We start from the raw sequence: 15402 nt of genomic DNA, 5'->3' as shown, positions 1-15402 counted from the left end.
CCATCACGCGGCCTTCGCCTTCAGCAGGATCTGCACGATCTTCTCGCTGGCGTCGCCGTGGCCGTAAGGATGGGCGGCACGGGTCATGCGCTCATAGGCGACACTGTCGTGCAGCAGCTCACGGACGGCCGTCACAATGCGCTGCCTGTCGGTACCCACCAGCTTGACCACACCGGCCTCCACCACCGAAGGGCGCTCGGTCACATCACGCAGCAGCAACACGGGCTTGCCCAGCGCTGGAGCTTCTTCCTGAACGCCTCCGGAATCGGTCAGCACCAGGAATGCACGCTGCATCAGGCGCACAAAACCCAGATAGTCCTGCGGCTCGATCAGATGCACGCCAGTCACCCGGCCCAGGCGCTGCTGCACCACATCCAGCACCAGCGGATTGAGGTGGACAGGGTAGACCACCTCCACCTCGCCACCGGCCACCAGCTCGACCACCGCATCGCAGATCTGGCCCAGGCCATCGCCATGGTTTTCGCGGCGGTGGCTGGTCAGCAGCACCATGCGTTTGCCTTCGGTCAGCTGCGGCAGGCGCGCATCCACGCTCTCGCGCAGGGCCGCATCGTTTTCAAAGCGCCGCGCCACCCACTGCAGGGCATCGATCACGGTATTGCCGACCACATGAATTTCGCCCTGCAGGTTTTCGGCCAGCAGATTGGCCTTGGCTTTTTCGGTGGGGGCAAACATCAGCTCGGCCATCACATCGATCACGCGGCGGTTCATTTCCTCGGGCCATGGCTCGGCCAGCGAACCGGTACGCAGCCCGGCCTCCACATGCACCACGGGGATATGACGGTGAAACGCTGCCATGGCGGCGGCCATGGCCGTGGTGGTATCGCCGTGCACCAGCACGCGATCCGGCTTGAGCTGCACCAGCAGCTCGTCCATACCTTGCAGAATGCGGGCCGAGAGGCTGTTGAGCGTCTGGCCTTGCGCCATCACCGACAGATCATGCTGGGGCTGGATGTCGAACAGCTCCAGCACCTGCTCGAGCATGTGGCGGTGCTGGCCGGTCACACAGACCACGGAGTCCATACAGGGGGTGGCGGCGAGCAAACGCACCACGGGGGCCATCTTGATGGCTTCGGGGCGGGTCCCGATTACAGAAAGAAGCTTCATGCATGCCTTTCAGGCCTGCCGGTGAGTCGCAACACCGGTGCGGCCATCTAGCGCTTGCGTGTGAGCTGGTAGACGCGTGTTGGCGACTGTTTGCGCTACCAGAAATCCAAGGGCCTGAGCTTTTGACAGGTGTGCATCACACGAAAGTTTGCGCACACTCCACAGACCCAACGACTATAAAAAAGTTCTGCAACGTGAGCAGTTGTTACGACCAAGTCCATGTAATTACTGCATCAACTGGACAGCCAAGACGATTGAGACTATCGACTTGTCGATTCTGAAATGCAAAAAAGCGGAGCAGCTACCGCTATCTCCGCTTGAATTTCAATCAATTTTTAATCAATAAACCAGAGCCAGCACACGCTGGCAGCTATCAATATTGAATATCCAGAGTCATCGCAAAAAAAGCCTGGCTAACCGGCAAACCGCTGGCTGGCAAAAACGACTGCAGGCTGAACTGGCCTGGCGAGTCGCCCCACGATGAAACTGAGCTGTGTAGCGCATGAACCCCACCAGAGTGATTCGCTACAAGCTGGATGCAACTATAACAGCAAATGAGAATCAATCGCAATTAAATTTGTAAATGCGCGTTTCGACCGCTGAGGGCCTGAACTCGGGCCGTCATGTTGCCGCCAGGCAACGCCACATCGTCAAGCATTGCAAACAATTCCAGGCCATGGCTTCCCGGCCTCCGAAGCACGAAGGCCGCCAGCCGCCCTGTGCACCTTGTGGCGGCGTGCCAGCCATTGCGGGCTAGGGTGCCAGCAGTTCCGCCGGGTCTTCGCTATTCATCACTTGCTGCGCCCAGGGAGCCAGTTTTTGCGTATCGGCTCGCAGGATTTCCTGCTTGACGGCCAGGATCTGGGCGGGATGCATGGAGAAACTGCGCAAACCCAAGCCCAGGAGCAGCCGGGTCATGCTTACGTCGCCGGCCATTTCGCCACAGACACAGACTGGCTTGCCGGCCGCATCGGCCGCGGCAATCACTTCGGACACCAGGCGCAGCACCGCCGGGTGCATGGGGTCGTAGAGATGGGCCACGGTTTCATCGGCACGATCAATGGCCAGCGTGTACTGGATCAGGTCATTGGTGCCTATGGAGAGAAAGTCAAAGTACTTGAGGAAGGTACGCACCACCAGCGCAGCAGCCGGTATCTCGATCATGGCTCCCAACTTGACCGGGCCATAAGGCAGACCACGCATATCCAGCTCGCTTTGCGCCTGGCGCAGCTGGGCCAGGGTCTGCTCGATCTCGCTGCGGTGGGCCAGCATGGGAAACAGCAGGTGAATCTGCCCGTACGCCGCCGCACGCAAAATGGCACGCAGCTGGGTGCGGAACATGGCGGTATCCGCCAGGCTCCAGCGAATGGCGCGCAGACCCAGAGCGGGGTTCAGGTAATAGTCCTTGGGCTGTGCTTTGTCCAGCGGCTTGTCGGCGCCCACATCCAGCGTGCGTATGGTGACCGGCATGCCTTGCATGCCGTCAATGGCTTCGCGGTAGGCGCGGTATTGCTCTTCCTCGCCGGGCAGATTGCCGCCCCGTCCCATGAACAGGAACTCGGTGCGAAACAGCCCCACGCCCACGGCCCCGGCATGCACGGCAGCCGGGCCATCGCCGGGCTGCTCGATATTGGCCAGCAACTCCACTTTTTGTCCGTCCATGGTGAGCGAGGGCGTGAAGCGCAGGCGCGACAAACGCTCGCGCTCCAGCTCGTTCTGGCGTTGCCTGAAACCGTACTCGGCCAGAATGATGGGCGAGGGATCGACGATGACCACGCCTTCGTTGCCGTCGATGATGACCCAGTCGTCCTGGCGGATCAGCTGGCTGGCCGCGCGCGCGCCCACCACCGCTGGAATGTCCATGCTGCGCGCCACGATGGCGGTATGGCTGGTCTTGCCGCCCACGGCGGTGATGAAACCGGCAAACACCTTGCTCTTGAACTGCAACATGTCGGCAGGCGAAAGATCCTGGGCCACCAGCACCAGCGGCGATTCATGGACGCCATCCTGGGGGGCAACCTGAGGCGCACCGACCGGATTGGGCACGCCTTTCATATGGCGCAAAATCCTGTCCACCACCTGTTCCAGGTCGGCCTTGCGCTCACGCAGATACTCGTCATCCATCTCGTCAAACTGACGCGAGACGATCTCCAACTGCGTAGTCAATGCCCATTCGGCGTTGTACAGGCGGTCCGATATCCAGTGACGTATGGCTTCTGCCAGTGCATCGTCCTGCAGCAGCATCAGGTGCACGTCCAGCAAAGCATCCAGCTCGCCGGGTGCATCCTTGGGCATTTCTTCCTGCAGACGCCTCAACTCGTCGATGACCGAGTTGCGCGCACTGCGTGCCCGCGCGATTTCAGACTCGATCTGCTCCGGGTGAATGAAGTAGTGCACCACCTCCATGCGGCTGGAGGCCACCACCACCGCACGCCCAATCGCAATACCCCGTGACACGGCCAGGCCGTGGATTGCAAATGTCATAGCGACTGCCCTTTCGCGAATGACGCGATTGTTTTTGCTTGCTCCGGATCGCCAGGCGGCCATTCGCCTGCTGCATCGAAATGCAACAAGTGTCCCGCCCCGCGCCCAGAAGCTCCCCCGTCACACTGTGGCGGCAAAGCGATCTTGCTACTTACTGGCCTTCGCCAAATTTGTCATTGATCAAGGCGACCAAGGCATCCAGGGCTTCCTGCTCGCGTTCGCCATCGGTCTCCAGCTCCACCGCGGAGCCAATGCCTGCAGCCAACATCATCACGCCCATGATACTTTTGGCGTTGATGCGACGCTCACCCTTTGTCAGCCAAACTTCGCAAGGGAAACTGCCGGCGAGTTTGGTGAGCTTGGCCGAGGCGCGGGCGTGCAGGCCCAGCTTATTGCTGATGGTGATATGAGTCTTGATCATGAGAAGGTCGTGCGCTTTGATTTTGCAATGAACTGCTGGCCACCTGCATGACGCCCTGGCTGCCGCCCACCATGGCACGCGACACCAGCGCATCCAGCGCTTCCTGCCTATAGCCTATGGAGCGCAACAGCATGGGCAGGTTCACCCCGGCCACCAGCCGCGCGGGCAGCTGCGCCACCAGACGCTGAGCCACGTTGCAAGGCGTGGCGCCGAAGAGATCGGTCAGCACCAATGTGGGCAGAGACATACCTCCATGCGCTTCCAACATCTCCCGAGCCCGCTGCAGCGTGCTTTCCGGCGGCTCCTGAGCCGGCACATCCAGTGCCAGCACATCGTCGGCGCTGTCGGCAAACACGTGCAGCGCGCATTCGCGCAGCGCGGAGGCCAGCGGGGCGTGGGTGAGCAAAAGAATGCGCGTGGTCATGTAGTCACAGTTCTTGATGGCAAATTATGGCGCGCCGGCGGGAGATCTTGCACATTGGCGCGTACAGCATGGTGAATATGGGGACGATGACGGCCGCTACTGCAGCTGCAGCCCCGCAAAAAAAACCTGCGCAGCTTCCGGCCTGGGTTTGTCGGCATAGATCACGGCATGGTAGATGCGCACCCCTTTGTCATCCTCCAGCCGCGCAAACCATGCGCCGTGGCCTATGAGTTTTTGGCCCTGTGGCCCCACGCCCTCCAGCCTGCTGCGTATGGATTGCGGCAAATTCAGCGCGCCTTTGGGCACAAATACAGCATCACCTCCGGCCTGCAACGGCTTTGATGCATGCAACTGGGCCAAGACGGCCTCCTGCCAGCGCGCCAAGGTCTCGGCAGCCTGCGCAGGCTCTTTGAGCAGAAAGTGAGACACCGCATAAGTGGCATGATCCGCCTCGCAGCCCACCATGGCCATGGATACCTGCTCGCCCCCCATGGGCACATCGCGGCTGGCGGTTTGCGCGTCGCAGGGCAACAGAATTTGTAGCGGTGCATTCTTGAGCTGCACGGTGCGCCAGTTGAGCGCCGGGCTGCAGCCAGACAGCACTATGGTCAGCGCAAGCCAGCGCGCAGCAGTGCCCGCCCTGGTCTTCAACATATGCCCGTCCATGCCTGTTGTGTCATGTCTGCATTATCTGGAGCCGCCATGCCCGCCCCAGCCGCCAACGCCTAGGGATGACCCGTAGAGAAAAGTCTTTCTCCCACTCGCAGGCTGAACTTTTGCGCCAGCACAGGCTCCAATGACCTAGAACAGCAATGTGCTTAATTTCTAGGCACAATCAAGATCTTATGGCAAGCAAAACTTGGATCGCAGGCCTGGCGGCCGCAGCCGTCATCGGCGTCGGGGCATGGGTGTATACCGGGGCCGGCCAATCTGCGGCACCTCAGTCTACTTTTGTGCTGCTCGACGGCAGCCAGAAGACGACATCCGACCTCAAAGGCCAGGTCACGCTGGTGAACTTCTGGGCCACCAGCTGCACGACCTGCGTGGCAGAAATGCCCGAGATCATCAGCACCTACAACAAGTACAAGGACAAGGGTTTCAACACCCTGGCCGTCGCCATGAGCTACGACCCGCCCAGCTATGTGGTGAACTTTGTCGAGTCGCGCAAGGTTCCTTTCCAAGTGGCGCTGGACAACACGGGCAACGTGGCCAAGGCCTGGGGCGACGTCAAGCTCACGCCCTCCACCTTTATCGTCAACAAGCGCGGCGAGATTGTGAAGAGCTATATCGGTGCGCCTGACTTTGCCGAACTGCACAAGCTGATCGAAAAACTACTGGCAGAACCCGCAAGCGCCTAAGCCTTATCAAAATCAATAGCTGCCAACGCTTTATCTGCATTGGATTCAAGGCAAAACAGCCTGAAATCCAAGTCCAGCAAGCGCAGGCACTGTAAAAAACAAAAACCGGCAATTTGCCGGTTTTTTCATGCCTGCCCCCTCAGAGATCATTTGTTTCTGAAGCTGTCGTGGCAGCTCTTGCAGCTGTTGGCCGCAGGACCAAAGGCGGCTTTGAGGTTGTCCAGATTGCCGGTCTTGGCCGCCGCATTGAGCTTGACGGTTTCCGCCTCCATCTTGCCGCTCAGATCATGAAACTTGGCCTGCTCCTTCCAGATCTCGGGCTTGGCCTTGCCGCCATCGGTGCCGGTACCAAAACCCGACCAAGGCAACTTGGCCATGAAAGCCACGATCTCGGCGCTTTCCTGCGCACTCTTGGCATCAAAAGGGATCTTGCCATTGGCCATGGCACCCAGGCGGCCGAAGTGCGTGCCCATGACACTCAGGGCACTTTGACGGTATTTGATGGCATCTTCGGGTTTGGAAAATTGCGCCGAAGCCGGCAGGGCCACGGTGGCGATCACGGCAGCCAGAGCCAAGGTAGAGAAAGCTTTCATCGGGGTATCCTTTCTTTTGAAACAACAATCTACCGTCGGTAGCGGCCAGCGCAGTATCGCAGAGGAGACTCACAAGGCAGGAGCTCCAAATCCAGGCATGGACGCGCCAGACAAGCCCTGGACACTCCTCACGGCACAATGCAGACAGTCGCAATCCACATTTCTCAATCCACCCGGATGGAGCACCTCCATGAATGAGCCTGCCAAGCACACTCTCAGCCATAGCTCTCACACCGTTCGAATCTGGGATTTGCCCACGCGTCTTTTTCACTGGCTGCTGGCCCTGTGCATTGTGGCCCTGGTGGTGACGGCCAAGCTGGGCGGCAATGCGATGAACTGGCATTTGAGCCTGGGGCATGCCGTGCTGGCCCTGCTGATTTTTCGCCTGCTCTGGGGTCTGGTCGGAGGTTACTGGTCGCGCTTCGGTAATTTCTTCCATTCACCTGCTGCACTGCTGCGCCATGTGCGCGGCAAAGGCCGTGTGCAGGACAGCGCCGGCCACAGCCCGCTGGGCGCCTTGTCGGTTTTTGCCATGCTGCTGGTCTTGATTGCACAGGTTGCCAGCGGCTTGCTCAGCGACGACGAAATTGCCTTCAGCGGCTCGCTGACCCGCTTTGTCTCAGGCGACACGGTTTCTCTGGCCACCAACTACCACGTCCACTGGGGCCAGTACCTGATTTACGCATTGCTGGGCCTGCACCTGGTGGCCGTGGCTTACTACAGCCACAAAAAACGCGGTCTGGTCACGGCCATGGTGACCGGTGACAAAACCCTGGCATTGCCCGTCCCCAGCACCCGCGATACAGCAGCCAGACGCCTGCTGGCCGCAGCACTGGCCGTGCTGGCATCCGGCCTGGCCTGGTGGGTGAACCAGCTGGGTCAAAGTGCAGGATTTTGAACCCGGTCAGGGCAGAGTTGTCAGCCAGGCTTTAACCATGCAAGGCGCTTGCCGCTACACTGACTCTTCTTTCATCATTGCCAAGTTGCCGTGGACAAGCCTGCCGTGGACTTGCTGAATCCCACTCAACCGGAAGAAATGCACCAGGTGCGCCAGATCTTCCGAGAGTATGCGGACAGCCTGAGTATCGACCTGGAATTTCAAGGATTCGAGTCAGAAATCGCCGATCTGCCCGGTGAATATGCCAGCCCTCGTGGCCAGCTTCTGCTGGCATGTGTGGACGGAGCCCTTGCTGGCTGCTGTGGCCTGCGCCCGCTTGACGACTGCGACTACCCCAATGCGGCAGAAATGAAGCGCCTTTTTGTACGCAAGCCCTTCAGAGGTTTTGGCTTGGGCCGTCAGCTGGCAGAGGCCATGCTGGATGCCGCCAGACAAGCGGGATACGACCATGTGCTGCTCGACACGCTGGACGAGATGGAATCCGCGCGTGCCCTCTACGTGGATCTGGGCTTCGAGCCCATCGAGCCTTACTATCACAATCCCTTGCAGGGCGCACACTACCTCAAGGTCGCTTTGTACTGAACGCACCTATCCGTCCGATTAGACCCCGCACCAGCAAAAACGCCCAGACCATAGGTCCGGGCGTTCTGCATTTCGGCACCAGCTCCGCTGCATGACAGCGAGGCTTTGTGGCAACCGGAGCCGGCCTCAGAGGGGCGCGAACTCCGGCAAGCCGCGTTAAGCCTTGACTTGTTGCAGCAGTGTGTCGGCGTCGCTGACTTCAAACTTACCAGGACCTTCCACGTTCAGCGAAACCAGCTTGCCATCCTTGACCAGCATGGAGAAGCGATTGGCGCGCAGGCCCAGGCCCTTGCCGTTCAGATCCAGCGTCAGGCCCACGGCCTTGGCGAAAGCAGCATCGCCGTCGGCAATCATGCGCACCTTGCCGGCCACCTTCTGGTCGCGACCCCAGGCACCCATCACGAAAGCGTCGTTCACGGACAGGCACCAGATTTCGTCCACGCCTGCAGCCTTGAATTCCTCGGCCTTGGCCACGTAGCCAGGCAAATGCTGTGCGGAGCAGGTGGGCGTGAAAGCACCGGGCAGTGCAAACAATGCAATGGTCTTGCCGGCCAGCGCTTCAGGCAGCTTGACGGGGTTGGGGCCAATGCTGCAGCCATTGCCTTCCACTTCCACATATTCCATCAAGGTCACTGCGGGCAGGGAGTCTCCAACTTTGATCATTACTATCTCCTTTTGGGTGCAAAACAGGCCCACCGAAATGGCGGGTCCGGAAACGAAAAAACGACCCACATTGTGGGTCGTTTTCTAGGGCTTTGCAGCCGGCGGGCCTAGTTAGGCTTACACCAGAGCAGCCTTTTGTACCAAGCGGGTAGCAACCCAGTTCTTGGTCTTGGAGAGAGGACGGCTCTCGGTGATTTCAACCACGTCACCCAGCTTGTACTCACCTTGCTCGTCGTGAGCGTGGTACTTGCTCGACTTGATCATGATCTTGTCGTAGATAGGGTGCTTGACGCGGCGTTCAACCAGAACGGTCACAGTCTTGGCACGCTTGTCGCTGACCACCTTGCCAATCAAGGTGCGCTTGAGGGATGTTTTAGCTTCCGTCATGTCGGCTCCTTACTTAGCGGCTTGCTTTTCAGCAAGGATGGTCTTGGCACGAGCGATGTCACGGCGTGTAGCCTTGATAGTCGCAGTGTTGCCCAGTTGTTGCGTGGCTTTTTGCATGCGCAGACCAAAGTGAGCCTTTTGCAAGGACTTCACTTCAGCTTCCAGACCGGCCACGTCTTTTTGGCGGAGTTCAGCAGATTTTGTCATGTTGATCTCCTTAAGCACCAATGTGACGAGACACGAAGGTCGTACGCAGAGGCAGCTTTGCAGCAGCCAGGCGGAACGCTTCACGAGCCAGCTCTTCAGGCACACCTACGATTTCGTAGATCACCTTGCCGGGCTGAATTTCGGCCACGTAGTACTCGGGGTTGCCCTTACCGTTACCCATACGCACTTCTGCGGGCTTGGTAGAGATTGGCTTGTCCGGGAACACGCGGATCCAGATACGACCACCACGCTTGACGTGACGGGAAATTGCACGACGTGCAGCTTCGATCTGGCGGGCCGTCAGACGGCCGCGGTCAGTGGACTTCAGGCCGAAGTCACCGAAAGCAACGGAGTTACCACGCGTTGCGATACCGGTGTTGCGACCCTTTTGCTCCTTGCGGTATTTGCGGCGAGCAGGTTGCAGCATCTTTATTCTCCTTTACCGTCCGCTGCAGCTGCAGCGGGCGCGTCAGTCTTGCGAACGCGCTTAACGGAATCAGCACCAGCGCCGGCAGGCTTATCGCTGCCATCGGCAGGAGCCGCATTGGTGCCAGCGGGACGACGACCACCACGGCCAGCGCCGTCGCGGCTATCACGACGACCATCGCGACGGGGGCCGCGAGGACGGCGTTCGTCGTCAGGACGAGGCGTTTCCACAGCGGGCAGGTCGTTACGGCCCAAGGTATCACCCTTGTAGACCCAGACCTTCACACCAATGATGCCGTACGTCGTCTTGGCTTCGGAGAAGCCGTAGTCGATGTCAGCACGCAGTGTGTGCAGTGGCACGCGGCCTTCACGGTACCACTCAGTACGAGCGATTTCGATACCGTTCAGACGGCCAGAAGACATGATCTTGATGCCTTGAGCACCCAGACGCATGGCGTTCTGCATGGCGCGCTTCATGGCGCGACGGAACATGATGCGCTTTTCCAGCTGCTGAGTGATCGAGTCAGCGATCAGCTTGGCATCGATTTCGGGCTTGCGCACTTCTTCGATGTTCACAGCAACAGGCACGCCCAGGCGAGTAGCGAGTTCCTTCTTCAGGGCCTCGATGTCTTCACCCTTCTTGCCGATCACCACGCCCGGACGAGCCGAGAAAATGGTGATGCGGGCGTTCTTGGCAGGACGCTCGATCAGAATGCGCGAAACGGCAGCATTCTTCAGCTTGGCCTTCAGGTACTCACGAACCTTGATGTCTTCGGCCAGCATGCCGGCGAAATCACGGTTGCTTGCGTACCAACGGCTTGCCCAGTTGCGGCTCACCGCCAGACGGAAGCCGGTAGGATGGATTTTCTGTCCCATATTCTTCCTTTAGGCCTCAGTTACCCACTGTCACATAGATGTGGCAGGTAGGCTTGCTGATGCGGTTGCCACGGCCTTTGGCGCGAGCAGTAAAACGCTTGAGCGTGGTGCCTTGCTCGACGTAGATGGTCGTAACCTTCAGTTCGTCGATGTCAGCGCCGTCATTGTGCTCAGCGTTAGCGATAGCGGATTCCAGAACCTTCTTCAGGATCACAGCAGCTTTTTTCTGTGTGAATTGGAGAATGTTCAAGGCTTGATCCACCTTCTTGCCACGGATCAGATCCGCGACGAGGCGACCCTTGTCAACCGACAAGCGGACGCCACGGAGAACAGCACGTGTTTCAGACATGTTCTATTCCTTACTTCTTGGCTTTCTTGTCCGCTGGGTGTCCCTTGAAGGTACGAGTCAGCGCGAATTCACCCAGCTTGTGGCCAACCATCTGGTCAGTCACATAAACCGGCACGTGTTGCTTGCCGTTGTGCACAGCAATGGTCAGACCGATGAAATCGGGCAGGACCATGGAACGACGCGACCAGGTCTTCACTGGCCTTTTGTCCTTGGTGGCAACGGCCTTTTCGACCTTGGCCAGCAAGTGATGGTCAACAAACGGGCCCTTTTTGAGAGAACGAGTCATTTGCTACCCCTTACTTCTTACGACGCGAAACAATCATCGATTGAGTGCGCTTGTTGTTACGGGTGCGGTAGCCCTTCGTCAGGTTACCCCATGGGTCAACTGCGTGACGGCCTTCACCGGTCTTGCCTTCACCACCACCGTGCGGGTGATCCACAGGGTTCATCACCACACCGCGAACGGTAGGACGAATACCCATCCAACGCTTCACACCGGCCTTGCCCAAACGGCGCAGGCTGTGTTCTTCGTTGGCAACTTCACCGATCGTGGCACGGCACTCGATGTGCACCTTGCGGACTTCGCCCGAACGCATACGTACTTGAGCGTAGATGCCTTCGCGAGCCAGCAGAGTGGCAGAAGTACCAGCCGAACGGGCGATCTGAGCACCAGCACCGATCTTCAGTTCGATACAGTGAATGGTCGAACCCACGGGGATGTTGCGGATAGGCAAAGTGTTGCCCACGCGGATAGGAGCTTCGGAGCCGCTAACGATAGTGGCGCCCACTTCCAGGTTGCGAGGAGCAATGATGTAGCGACGCTCACCGTCTGCATAGCACACCAGAGCGATGTGAGCAGTACGGTTTGGATCGTATTCAATGCGCTCGACCTTGGCGGGAATACCGTCCTTGTCGCGCTTGAAGTCCACCACGCGGTAGTGGTGCTTGTGACCACCGCCCTTATGGCGAACCGTGATGTGACCGTTGTTGTTACGACCGGCCTTTTGGAACTGAGGTTCCAGCAGAGCGGCGAAACCTGCACCCTTGTGCAGATGGTCACGTGTAACCTTTACCGCGCCACGTTGGCCGGGGGTCGTAGGTTTGAGCTTGATAACAGCCATGATTACGCTGCCTCCCCAGACAGGTTCAGCTCTTGACCGGGCTTGAGCATCACGTAAGCCTTGCGCACATTGTCGCGACGGCCAACGGTCTTGCCGAAGCGCTTGGTCTTGCCCTTGGTGTTCACCACGGAAACGCCAGCCACTTCAACCTTGAACATCAATTCCACAGCGGCCTTGATTTCGGGCTTGGTAGCGTTCTGCAGCACCTTGAATGTCACAGCATTGGACTTTTCAGCAACCAGAGTGGCCTTTTCGGACACGATGGGAGCGACCAGCACTTGCATCAGACGACCTTCGTCAAACTTGAGTGTGCTCATGCGAACATCTCCTTGAGTTTGTCGATCGCACCCTTGGTGATGAGCACTTTCTTGTAGTGCACCAGCGACACGGGGTCTGCATAGCGCGGCTCAACCACGAACACGTTCTTCAGATTGCGGGATGCCAGGTACAGGTTTTCGTCGATTTCGTCGGCGATCACCATGACCGAAGACTCCAGGTTCATGGCCTTGAACTTGTCGGCCAGCACCTTAGTCTTGGGTGTATCCAGCGTCAGCGATTCCACGACTGCCAGACGGCCTTCACGGGCCAGCTGCGACAGAATGGCTGTCATACCAGCGCGGTACATCTTCTTGTTGATCTTCTGCGTGAAGTTTTCTTCAGGCAGATTAGGGAAGATGCGACCGCCGCCACGCCACAGAGGCGAGGAGGACATACCAGCACGTGCACGACCAGTACCCTTTTGTTTAAAAGGCTTGGCAGTGGTGTGACGGACTTGTTCACGATCCTTCTGGGCGCGAGTGCCTTGACGTGCGTTGGCACGGTAGGCGATCACCAGCTGGTGGACCAGGTCTTCGTTGAATTCACGACCGAACACGGTCTCGGGTGCATCGAACTTCGATGCAGCCTGGCCTTGTTCATTCAGGAGTTCGAGCTGCATTAGTTCGCTCCTTTAGAAGCTGTAGCCTTGATGGCGGGACGCACTGTCACAAAGCCACCCTTGGAGCCAGGAACAGCGCCCTTGATCAAGAGCAGTTGGCGTGCTTCGTCGATACGAACCACGTCGAGGTTTTGTGTAGTAACGGTTTCGTCGCCCATGTGGCCGGTCATACGCTTACCGGGGAACACGCGACCTGGGTCTTGTGCCATACCGATAGAGCCGGGGACATTGTGCGAACGGCTGTTACCGTGCGAAGCGCGCTGCGAACTGAAGTTGTGACGCTTGATGGTACCGGCGTAGCCCTTACCAATGGAAGTGCCTTGCACGTCCACCTTTTGGCCAACGCTGAACAGTTCTGCCACGGGCAGAACAGCACCAGCGGCGTACTTGCCAGCAGTTTCGGCAGTCACTTGGAATTCGCGGGTCACTTCACCGGCTTCCACACCTGCCTTAGCAAGGTGGCCGGCTTGAGGCTTGGTCACGCGAGAGGCCTTGCGTGTACCGAATGTGACCTGCAGGGCCACATAGCCATCGTTCTCTTGGGTTTTGACCTGAGTCACGCGGTTGTTAGATACATCCACCACTGTGACAGGCACTGCGTCCCCATCATCAGTGAACAGACGCATCATGCCCACCTTGCGACCCAGCAACCCCAGGGAGTTGCTCAGACTCATTTGTTTGCTCCAAAACTTCCGCCGCTGAAACTGCAATTGGCCCAGCGTTGCGCTCCGCTGCTCAGAGCAACTTGCGCACGAAAGAAGGTTAATAAAACTTCGCATCAAAGGCGAAGCCCTAAAGTTTAACGCGAACTGCTTTTTCAAGCAAGTTCGCGTTAAGTAAAGACCCTTAAAAGCCCCCTAGAGGGCCTTCAAAACTCTTATTGCAGTTTGATCTCGACGTCCACACCTGCGGGCAGGTCCAGCTTCATCAGAGCGTCAACCGTCTTGTCAGTCGGATCAACGATATCCATCAGACGCTGGTGCGTACGGATTTCGAACTGGTCGCGGCTGGTCTTATTGACGTGAGGCGAACGCAGGATGTCGAAACGCTTCATGCGTGTCGGCAGGGGCACGGGACCCTTGACGATAGCGCCGGTACGCTTGGCGGTGTCAACGATTTCAGCTGCAGACTGGTCGATCAACTTGTAATCGAAAGCCTTCAGGCGGATGCGGATTTTTTGCTTGGACATTGTTAATTCCCAGTGTTTCTAAGAATTAGGCAATGACCTTGGCAACCACGCCAGCGCCCACGGTACGGCCACCTTCGCGGATAGCAAAGCGCAGACCTTCTTCCATGGCGATGGGGTTGATCAGCTTCACAGTGATCGACACGTTGTCACCAGGCATAACCATTTCCTTGCCTTCTGGCAGCTCGATGGAGCCGGTCACGTCAGTCGTACGGAAGTAGAACTGAGGACGGTAGTTGTTGAAGAAAGGAGTGTGGCGACCGCCTTCGTCCTTGGACAACACATACACTTCAGCGGTGAAGTGGGTGTGGGGCTTGATGGAGCCGGGCTTGGCCAGAACTTGGCCACGTTCCACGTCTTCACGCTTGGTGCCGCGCAGCAGCAGACCCACGTTGTCACCAGCTTGACCTTGGTCCAGCAGCTTGCGGAACATTTCCACGCCGGTAACGATGGTCTTGACGGTGTCCTTGATACCGACGATTTCGATTTCTTCGCCGACCTTGACGATACCGCGCTCGATACGGCCAGTCACCACGGTACCACGACCGGAGATCGAGAACACATCTTCCACGGGCATCACGAAGGCGCCGTCGATAGCACGCTCGGGAGTGGGGATGTAGGTATCCAGAGCTTCAGCCAGGCGCAGGATAGCGGGCTCACCCTTGTCGGATTGGTCGCCTTCCAGGGCCAGCTTAGCGGAGCCGCGGATGATGGGGGTGTCGTCGCCGGGGAAGTCGTACTTGGACAGCAGCTCGCGCACTTCCATTTCGACCAGTTCCAGCAGTTCTTCGTCGTCCACCATGTCAGCCTTGTTCAGGAAGACGATGATGTAAGGCACGCCAACTTGACGCGACAGCAGGATGTGTTCGCGAGTTTGGGGCATGGGGCCGTCAGCGGCCGAGCACACCAAGATAGCGCCGTCCATTTGAGCAGCGCCGGTAATCATGTTCTTCACATAGTCAGCGTGACCGGGGCAGTCAACGTGAGCGTAGTGGCGATTAGCGGTTTCGTACTCAACGTGCGAAGTGTTGATCGTGATACCACGGGCCTTTTCTTCAGGCGCGTTGTCGATCTGGGAGTAATCCTTGGCTTCGCCGCCGAAGTGCTTGGACAGCACGGTGGCGATAGCAGCTGTCAGAGTGGTCTTACCATGGTCCACGTGACCGATGGTGCCAACGTTGACGTGGGGCTTTGTCCGTTCGAACTTTTCTTTTGCCATTGCAATTTCTCCAAATAAAAGAGCAAACCTGTGTGATGTTTAAGGTCTGCACCGCATTGCTGTTTCGCCCCGCACAGGCAACAGGACGGCATGCGATCGCAGACCGGCAACTAAAACCCGAAAACCGGCATGCGGTTTTCGGGTGA

The 15402-nt window shown here is 58.3% G+C and carries 22 protein-coding genes; 3 read left to right on the top strand and 19 right to left on the bottom strand.

The window, feature by feature from the left end; genetic code table 11:
* Nucleotides 1–3: 3 nt before the first annotated feature.
* The 5 genes from wecB to ACNAZA_RS10105 form a co-directional block, all read right to left on the bottom strand.
* Nucleotides 4–1125, bottom strand: coding sequence for a non-hydrolyzing UDP-N-acetylglucosamine 2-epimerase (gene wecB / locus ACNAZA_RS10125; RefSeq protein ID WP_415796476.1), 1122 nt, complete (start codon nucleotides 1123–1125; stop codon nucleotides 4–6).
* 753 nt (nucleotides 1126–1878) lie between these two features.
* On the bottom strand, nucleotides 1879–3609 hold the full coding sequence (ptsP, locus tag ACNAZA_RS10120) for a phosphoenolpyruvate--protein phosphotransferase (RefSeq protein ID WP_415796475.1): 1731 nt from the start codon (nucleotides 3607–3609) through the stop codon (nucleotides 1879–1881).
* 151 nt (nucleotides 3610–3760) lie between these two features.
* Nucleotides 3761–4030 (bottom strand): HPr family phosphocarrier protein, encoded by a 270-nt coding sequence (locus ACNAZA_RS10115; RefSeq protein WP_415796474.1) that lies wholly within the window; start codon nucleotides 4028–4030, stop codon nucleotides 3761–3763.
* Nucleotides 3999–4454 (bottom strand): PTS sugar transporter subunit IIA, encoded by a 456-nt coding sequence (locus ACNAZA_RS10110; RefSeq protein WP_120965889.1) that lies wholly within the window; start codon nucleotides 4452–4454, stop codon nucleotides 3999–4001. The genes ACNAZA_RS10115 and ACNAZA_RS10110 overlap by 32 nt, the downstream gene beginning before the upstream one ends.
* 96 nt (nucleotides 4455–4550) lie before the next feature.
* Nucleotides 4551–5108 (bottom strand): hypothetical protein, encoded by a 558-nt coding sequence (locus tag ACNAZA_RS10105; protein ID WP_415796473.1) that lies wholly within the window; start codon nucleotides 5106–5108, stop codon nucleotides 4551–4553.
* Nucleotides 5109–5299: 191 nt separating this feature from the next.
* Between ACNAZA_RS10105 and ACNAZA_RS10100 the strand changes: the two genes are divergently transcribed.
* On the top strand, nucleotides 5300–5812 hold the full coding sequence (locus tag ACNAZA_RS10100; protein ID WP_415796472.1) for a TlpA disulfide reductase family protein: 513 nt from the start codon (nucleotides 5300–5302) through the stop codon (nucleotides 5810–5812).
* Between the two features lie 146 nt (nucleotides 5813–5958).
* Here ACNAZA_RS10100 and ACNAZA_RS10095 read toward each other — a convergent pair whose 3' ends face one another.
* Nucleotides 5959–6405: a c-type cytochrome gene (locus ACNAZA_RS10095; RefSeq protein ID WP_415796471.1), complete on the bottom strand. Its 447-nt coding sequence runs from the start codon at nucleotides 6403–6405 to the stop codon at nucleotides 5959–5961.
* Nucleotides 6406–6595: 190 nt separating this feature from the next.
* On the opposite strand from ACNAZA_RS10095, the gene ACNAZA_RS10090 reads away from it, so the two are divergent.
* Together ACNAZA_RS10090 and ACNAZA_RS10085 are read left to right on the top strand one after the other, a co-directional pair.
* Nucleotides 6596–7303 carry a cytochrome b/b6 domain-containing protein gene (locus ACNAZA_RS10090; RefSeq protein ID WP_415796470.1) on the top strand — a complete coding sequence of 236 codons (708 nt, stop codon included), beginning with the start codon at nucleotides 6596–6598 and terminating at the stop codon, nucleotides 7301–7303.
* A gap of 90 nt (nucleotides 7304–7393) precedes the next feature.
* Complete coding sequence (locus ACNAZA_RS10085) at nucleotides 7394–7885, top strand: GNAT family N-acetyltransferase (protein ID WP_120965879.1); 492 nt, start codon at nucleotides 7394–7396, stop codon at nucleotides 7883–7885.
* 156 nt (nucleotides 7886–8041) lie between these two features.
* Here ACNAZA_RS10085 and ACNAZA_RS10080 read toward each other — a convergent pair whose 3' ends face one another.
* The 13 genes from ACNAZA_RS10080 to tuf form a co-directional block, all read right to left on the bottom strand.
* On the bottom strand, nucleotides 8042–8548 hold the full coding sequence (locus tag ACNAZA_RS10080) for a peroxiredoxin (protein WP_120965877.1): 507 nt from the start codon (nucleotides 8546–8548) through the stop codon (nucleotides 8042–8044).
* Between the two features lie 117 nt (nucleotides 8549–8665).
* Nucleotides 8666–8935: a 30S ribosomal protein S17 gene (gene rpsQ, locus ACNAZA_RS10075; RefSeq protein WP_003059401.1), complete on the bottom strand. Its 270-nt coding sequence runs from the start codon at nucleotides 8933–8935 to the stop codon at nucleotides 8666–8668.
* Between the two features lie 9 nt (nucleotides 8936–8944).
* A complete protein-coding gene (gene rpmC / locus ACNAZA_RS10070; RefSeq protein ID WP_003059403.1) occupies nucleotides 8945–9142 on the bottom strand; it encodes a 50S ribosomal protein L29 in 198 nt (65 codons plus the stop codon).
* Nucleotides 9143–9152: 10 nt separating this feature from the next.
* Nucleotides 9153–9569 (bottom strand): 50S ribosomal protein L16, encoded by a 417-nt coding sequence (gene rplP / locus ACNAZA_RS10065; protein WP_099739885.1) that lies wholly within the window; start codon nucleotides 9567–9569, stop codon nucleotides 9153–9155.
* Nucleotides 9570–9571: 2 nt separating this feature from the next.
* Nucleotides 9572–10444, bottom strand: coding sequence for a 30S ribosomal protein S3 (gene rpsC, locus ACNAZA_RS10060; protein WP_120965875.1), 873 nt, complete (start codon nucleotides 10442–10444; stop codon nucleotides 9572–9574).
* A gap of 16 nt (nucleotides 10445–10460) precedes the next feature.
* Entirely contained in the window at nucleotides 10461–10793 is a 333-nt protein-coding gene (gene rplV, locus ACNAZA_RS10055; protein WP_120965873.1) for a 50S ribosomal protein L22, read from the bottom strand.
* Nucleotides 10794–10803: 10 nt separating this feature from the next.
* Entirely contained in the window at nucleotides 10804–11079 is a 276-nt protein-coding gene (rpsS, locus tag ACNAZA_RS10050; RefSeq protein WP_120965871.1) for a 30S ribosomal protein S19, read from the bottom strand.
* A gap of 10 nt (nucleotides 11080–11089) precedes the next feature.
* Nucleotides 11090–11914: a 50S ribosomal protein L2 gene (rplB, locus tag ACNAZA_RS10045; protein ID WP_120965869.1), complete on the bottom strand. Its 825-nt coding sequence runs from the start codon at nucleotides 11912–11914 to the stop codon at nucleotides 11090–11092.
* Nucleotides 11915–11916: 2 nt separating this feature from the next.
* Complete coding sequence (gene rplW / locus ACNAZA_RS10040; protein WP_066483824.1) at nucleotides 11917–12231, bottom strand: 50S ribosomal protein L23; 315 nt, start codon at nucleotides 12229–12231, stop codon at nucleotides 11917–11919.
* Nucleotides 12228–12851, bottom strand: coding sequence for a 50S ribosomal protein L4 (rplD, locus tag ACNAZA_RS10035; protein WP_415796469.1), 624 nt, complete (start codon nucleotides 12849–12851; stop codon nucleotides 12228–12230). The genes rplW and rplD overlap by 4 nt, the downstream gene beginning before the upstream one ends.
* Nucleotides 12851–13525, bottom strand: coding sequence for a 50S ribosomal protein L3 (gene rplC / locus ACNAZA_RS10030; RefSeq protein WP_120965865.1), 675 nt, complete (start codon nucleotides 13523–13525; stop codon nucleotides 12851–12853). Before rplC ends, rplD begins: the two co-directional genes overlap by 1 nt.
* Before the next feature lie 203 nt (nucleotides 13526–13728).
* The gene (rpsJ, locus tag ACNAZA_RS10025) at nucleotides 13729–14040 is read right to left on the bottom strand and encodes a 30S ribosomal protein S10 (RefSeq protein WP_003059431.1); all 312 of its coding nucleotides are present in this window, start codon (nucleotides 14038–14040) and stop codon (nucleotides 13729–13731) included.
* 25 nt (nucleotides 14041–14065) lie between these two features.
* Complete coding sequence (gene tuf / locus ACNAZA_RS10020) at nucleotides 14066–15256, bottom strand: elongation factor Tu (RefSeq protein ID WP_415796468.1); 1191 nt, start codon at nucleotides 15254–15256, stop codon at nucleotides 14066–14068.
* Nucleotides 15257–15402: the final 146 nt, after the last annotated feature.

Source organism: Comamonas aquatilis, from assembly GCF_965139575.1.
Lineage (GTDB): Bacteria > Pseudomonadota > Gammaproteobacteria > Burkholderiales > Burkholderiaceae_C > Comamonas > Comamonas aquatilis.
The sequence above is the reverse complement of the archived record's forward strand: the minus strand, read 5'-3'. Positions and strand labels throughout refer to the sequence as shown.

What these genes read in the sequence shown, in the direction of transcription:
- wecB (WP_415796476.1), bottom strand. Translation starts at nt 1,125, where the DNA reads ATGAAGCTTCTTTCTGTAATCGGGACCCGCCCCGAAGCCATCAAGATG.
- ptsP (WP_415796475.1), bottom strand. Translation starts at nt 3,609, where the DNA reads ATGACATTTGCAATCCACGGCCTGGCCGTGTCACGGGGTATTGCGATT.
- ACNAZA_RS10115 (WP_415796474.1), bottom strand. Translation starts at nt 4,030, where the DNA reads ATGATCAAGACTCATATCACCATCAGCAATAAGCTGGGCCTGCACGCC.
- ACNAZA_RS10110 (WP_120965889.1), bottom strand. Translation starts at nt 4,454, where the DNA reads ATGACCACGCGCATTCTTTTGCTCACCCACGCCCCGCTGGCCTCCGCG.
- ACNAZA_RS10105 (WP_415796473.1), bottom strand. Translation starts at nt 5,108, where the DNA reads ATGTTGAAGACCAGGGCGGGCACTGCTGCGCGCTGGCTTGCGCTGACC.
- ACNAZA_RS10100 (WP_415796472.1), top strand. Translation starts at nt 5,300, where the DNA reads ATGGCAAGCAAAACTTGGATCGCAGGCCTGGCGGCCGCAGCCGTCATC.
- ACNAZA_RS10095 (WP_415796471.1), bottom strand. Translation starts at nt 6,405, where the DNA reads ATGAAAGCTTTCTCTACCTTGGCTCTGGCTGCCGTGATCGCCACCGTG.
- ACNAZA_RS10090 (WP_415796470.1), top strand. Translation starts at nt 6,596, where the DNA reads ATGAATGAGCCTGCCAAGCACACTCTCAGCCATAGCTCTCACACCGTT.
- ACNAZA_RS10080 (WP_120965877.1), bottom strand. Translation starts at nt 8,548, where the DNA reads ATGATCAAAGTTGGAGACTCCCTGCCCGCAGTGACCTTGATGGAATAT.
- rpsQ (WP_003059401.1), bottom strand. Translation starts at nt 8,935, where the DNA reads ATGACGGAAGCTAAAACATCCCTCAAGCGCACCTTGATTGGCAAGGTG.
- rpmC (WP_003059403.1), bottom strand. Translation starts at nt 9,142, where the DNA reads ATGACAAAATCTGCTGAACTCCGCCAAAAAGACGTGGCCGGTCTGGAA.
- rplP (WP_099739885.1), bottom strand. Translation starts at nt 9,569, where the DNA reads ATGCTGCAACCTGCTCGCCGCAAATACCGCAAGGAGCAAAAGGGTCGC.
- rpsC (WP_120965875.1), bottom strand. Translation starts at nt 10,444, where the DNA reads ATGGGACAGAAAATCCATCCTACCGGCTTCCGTCTGGCGGTGAGCCGC.
- rplV (WP_120965873.1), bottom strand. Translation starts at nt 10,793, where the DNA reads ATGTCTGAAACACGTGCTGTTCTCCGTGGCGTCCGCTTGTCGGTTGAC.
- rpsS (WP_120965871.1), bottom strand. Translation starts at nt 11,079, where the DNA reads ATGACTCGTTCTCTCAAAAAGGGCCCGTTTGTTGACCATCACTTGCTG.
- rplB (WP_120965869.1), bottom strand. Translation starts at nt 11,914, where the DNA reads ATGGCTGTTATCAAGCTCAAACCTACGACCCCCGGCCAACGTGGCGCG.
- rplW (WP_066483824.1), bottom strand. Translation starts at nt 12,231, where the DNA reads ATGAGCACACTCAAGTTTGACGAAGGTCGTCTGATGCAAGTGCTGGTC.
- rplD (WP_415796469.1), bottom strand. Translation starts at nt 12,851, where the DNA reads ATGCAGCTCGAACTCCTGAATGAACAAGGCCAGGCTGCATCGAAGTTC.
- rplC (WP_120965865.1), bottom strand. Translation starts at nt 13,525, where the DNA reads ATGAGTCTGAGCAACTCCCTGGGGTTGCTGGGTCGCAAGGTGGGCATG.
- rpsJ (WP_003059431.1), bottom strand. Translation starts at nt 14,040, where the DNA reads ATGTCCAAGCAAAAAATCCGCATCCGCCTGAAGGCTTTCGATTACAAG.
- tuf (WP_415796468.1), bottom strand. Translation starts at nt 15,256, where the DNA reads ATGGCAAAAGAAAAGTTCGAACGGACAAAGCCCCACGTCAACGTTGGC.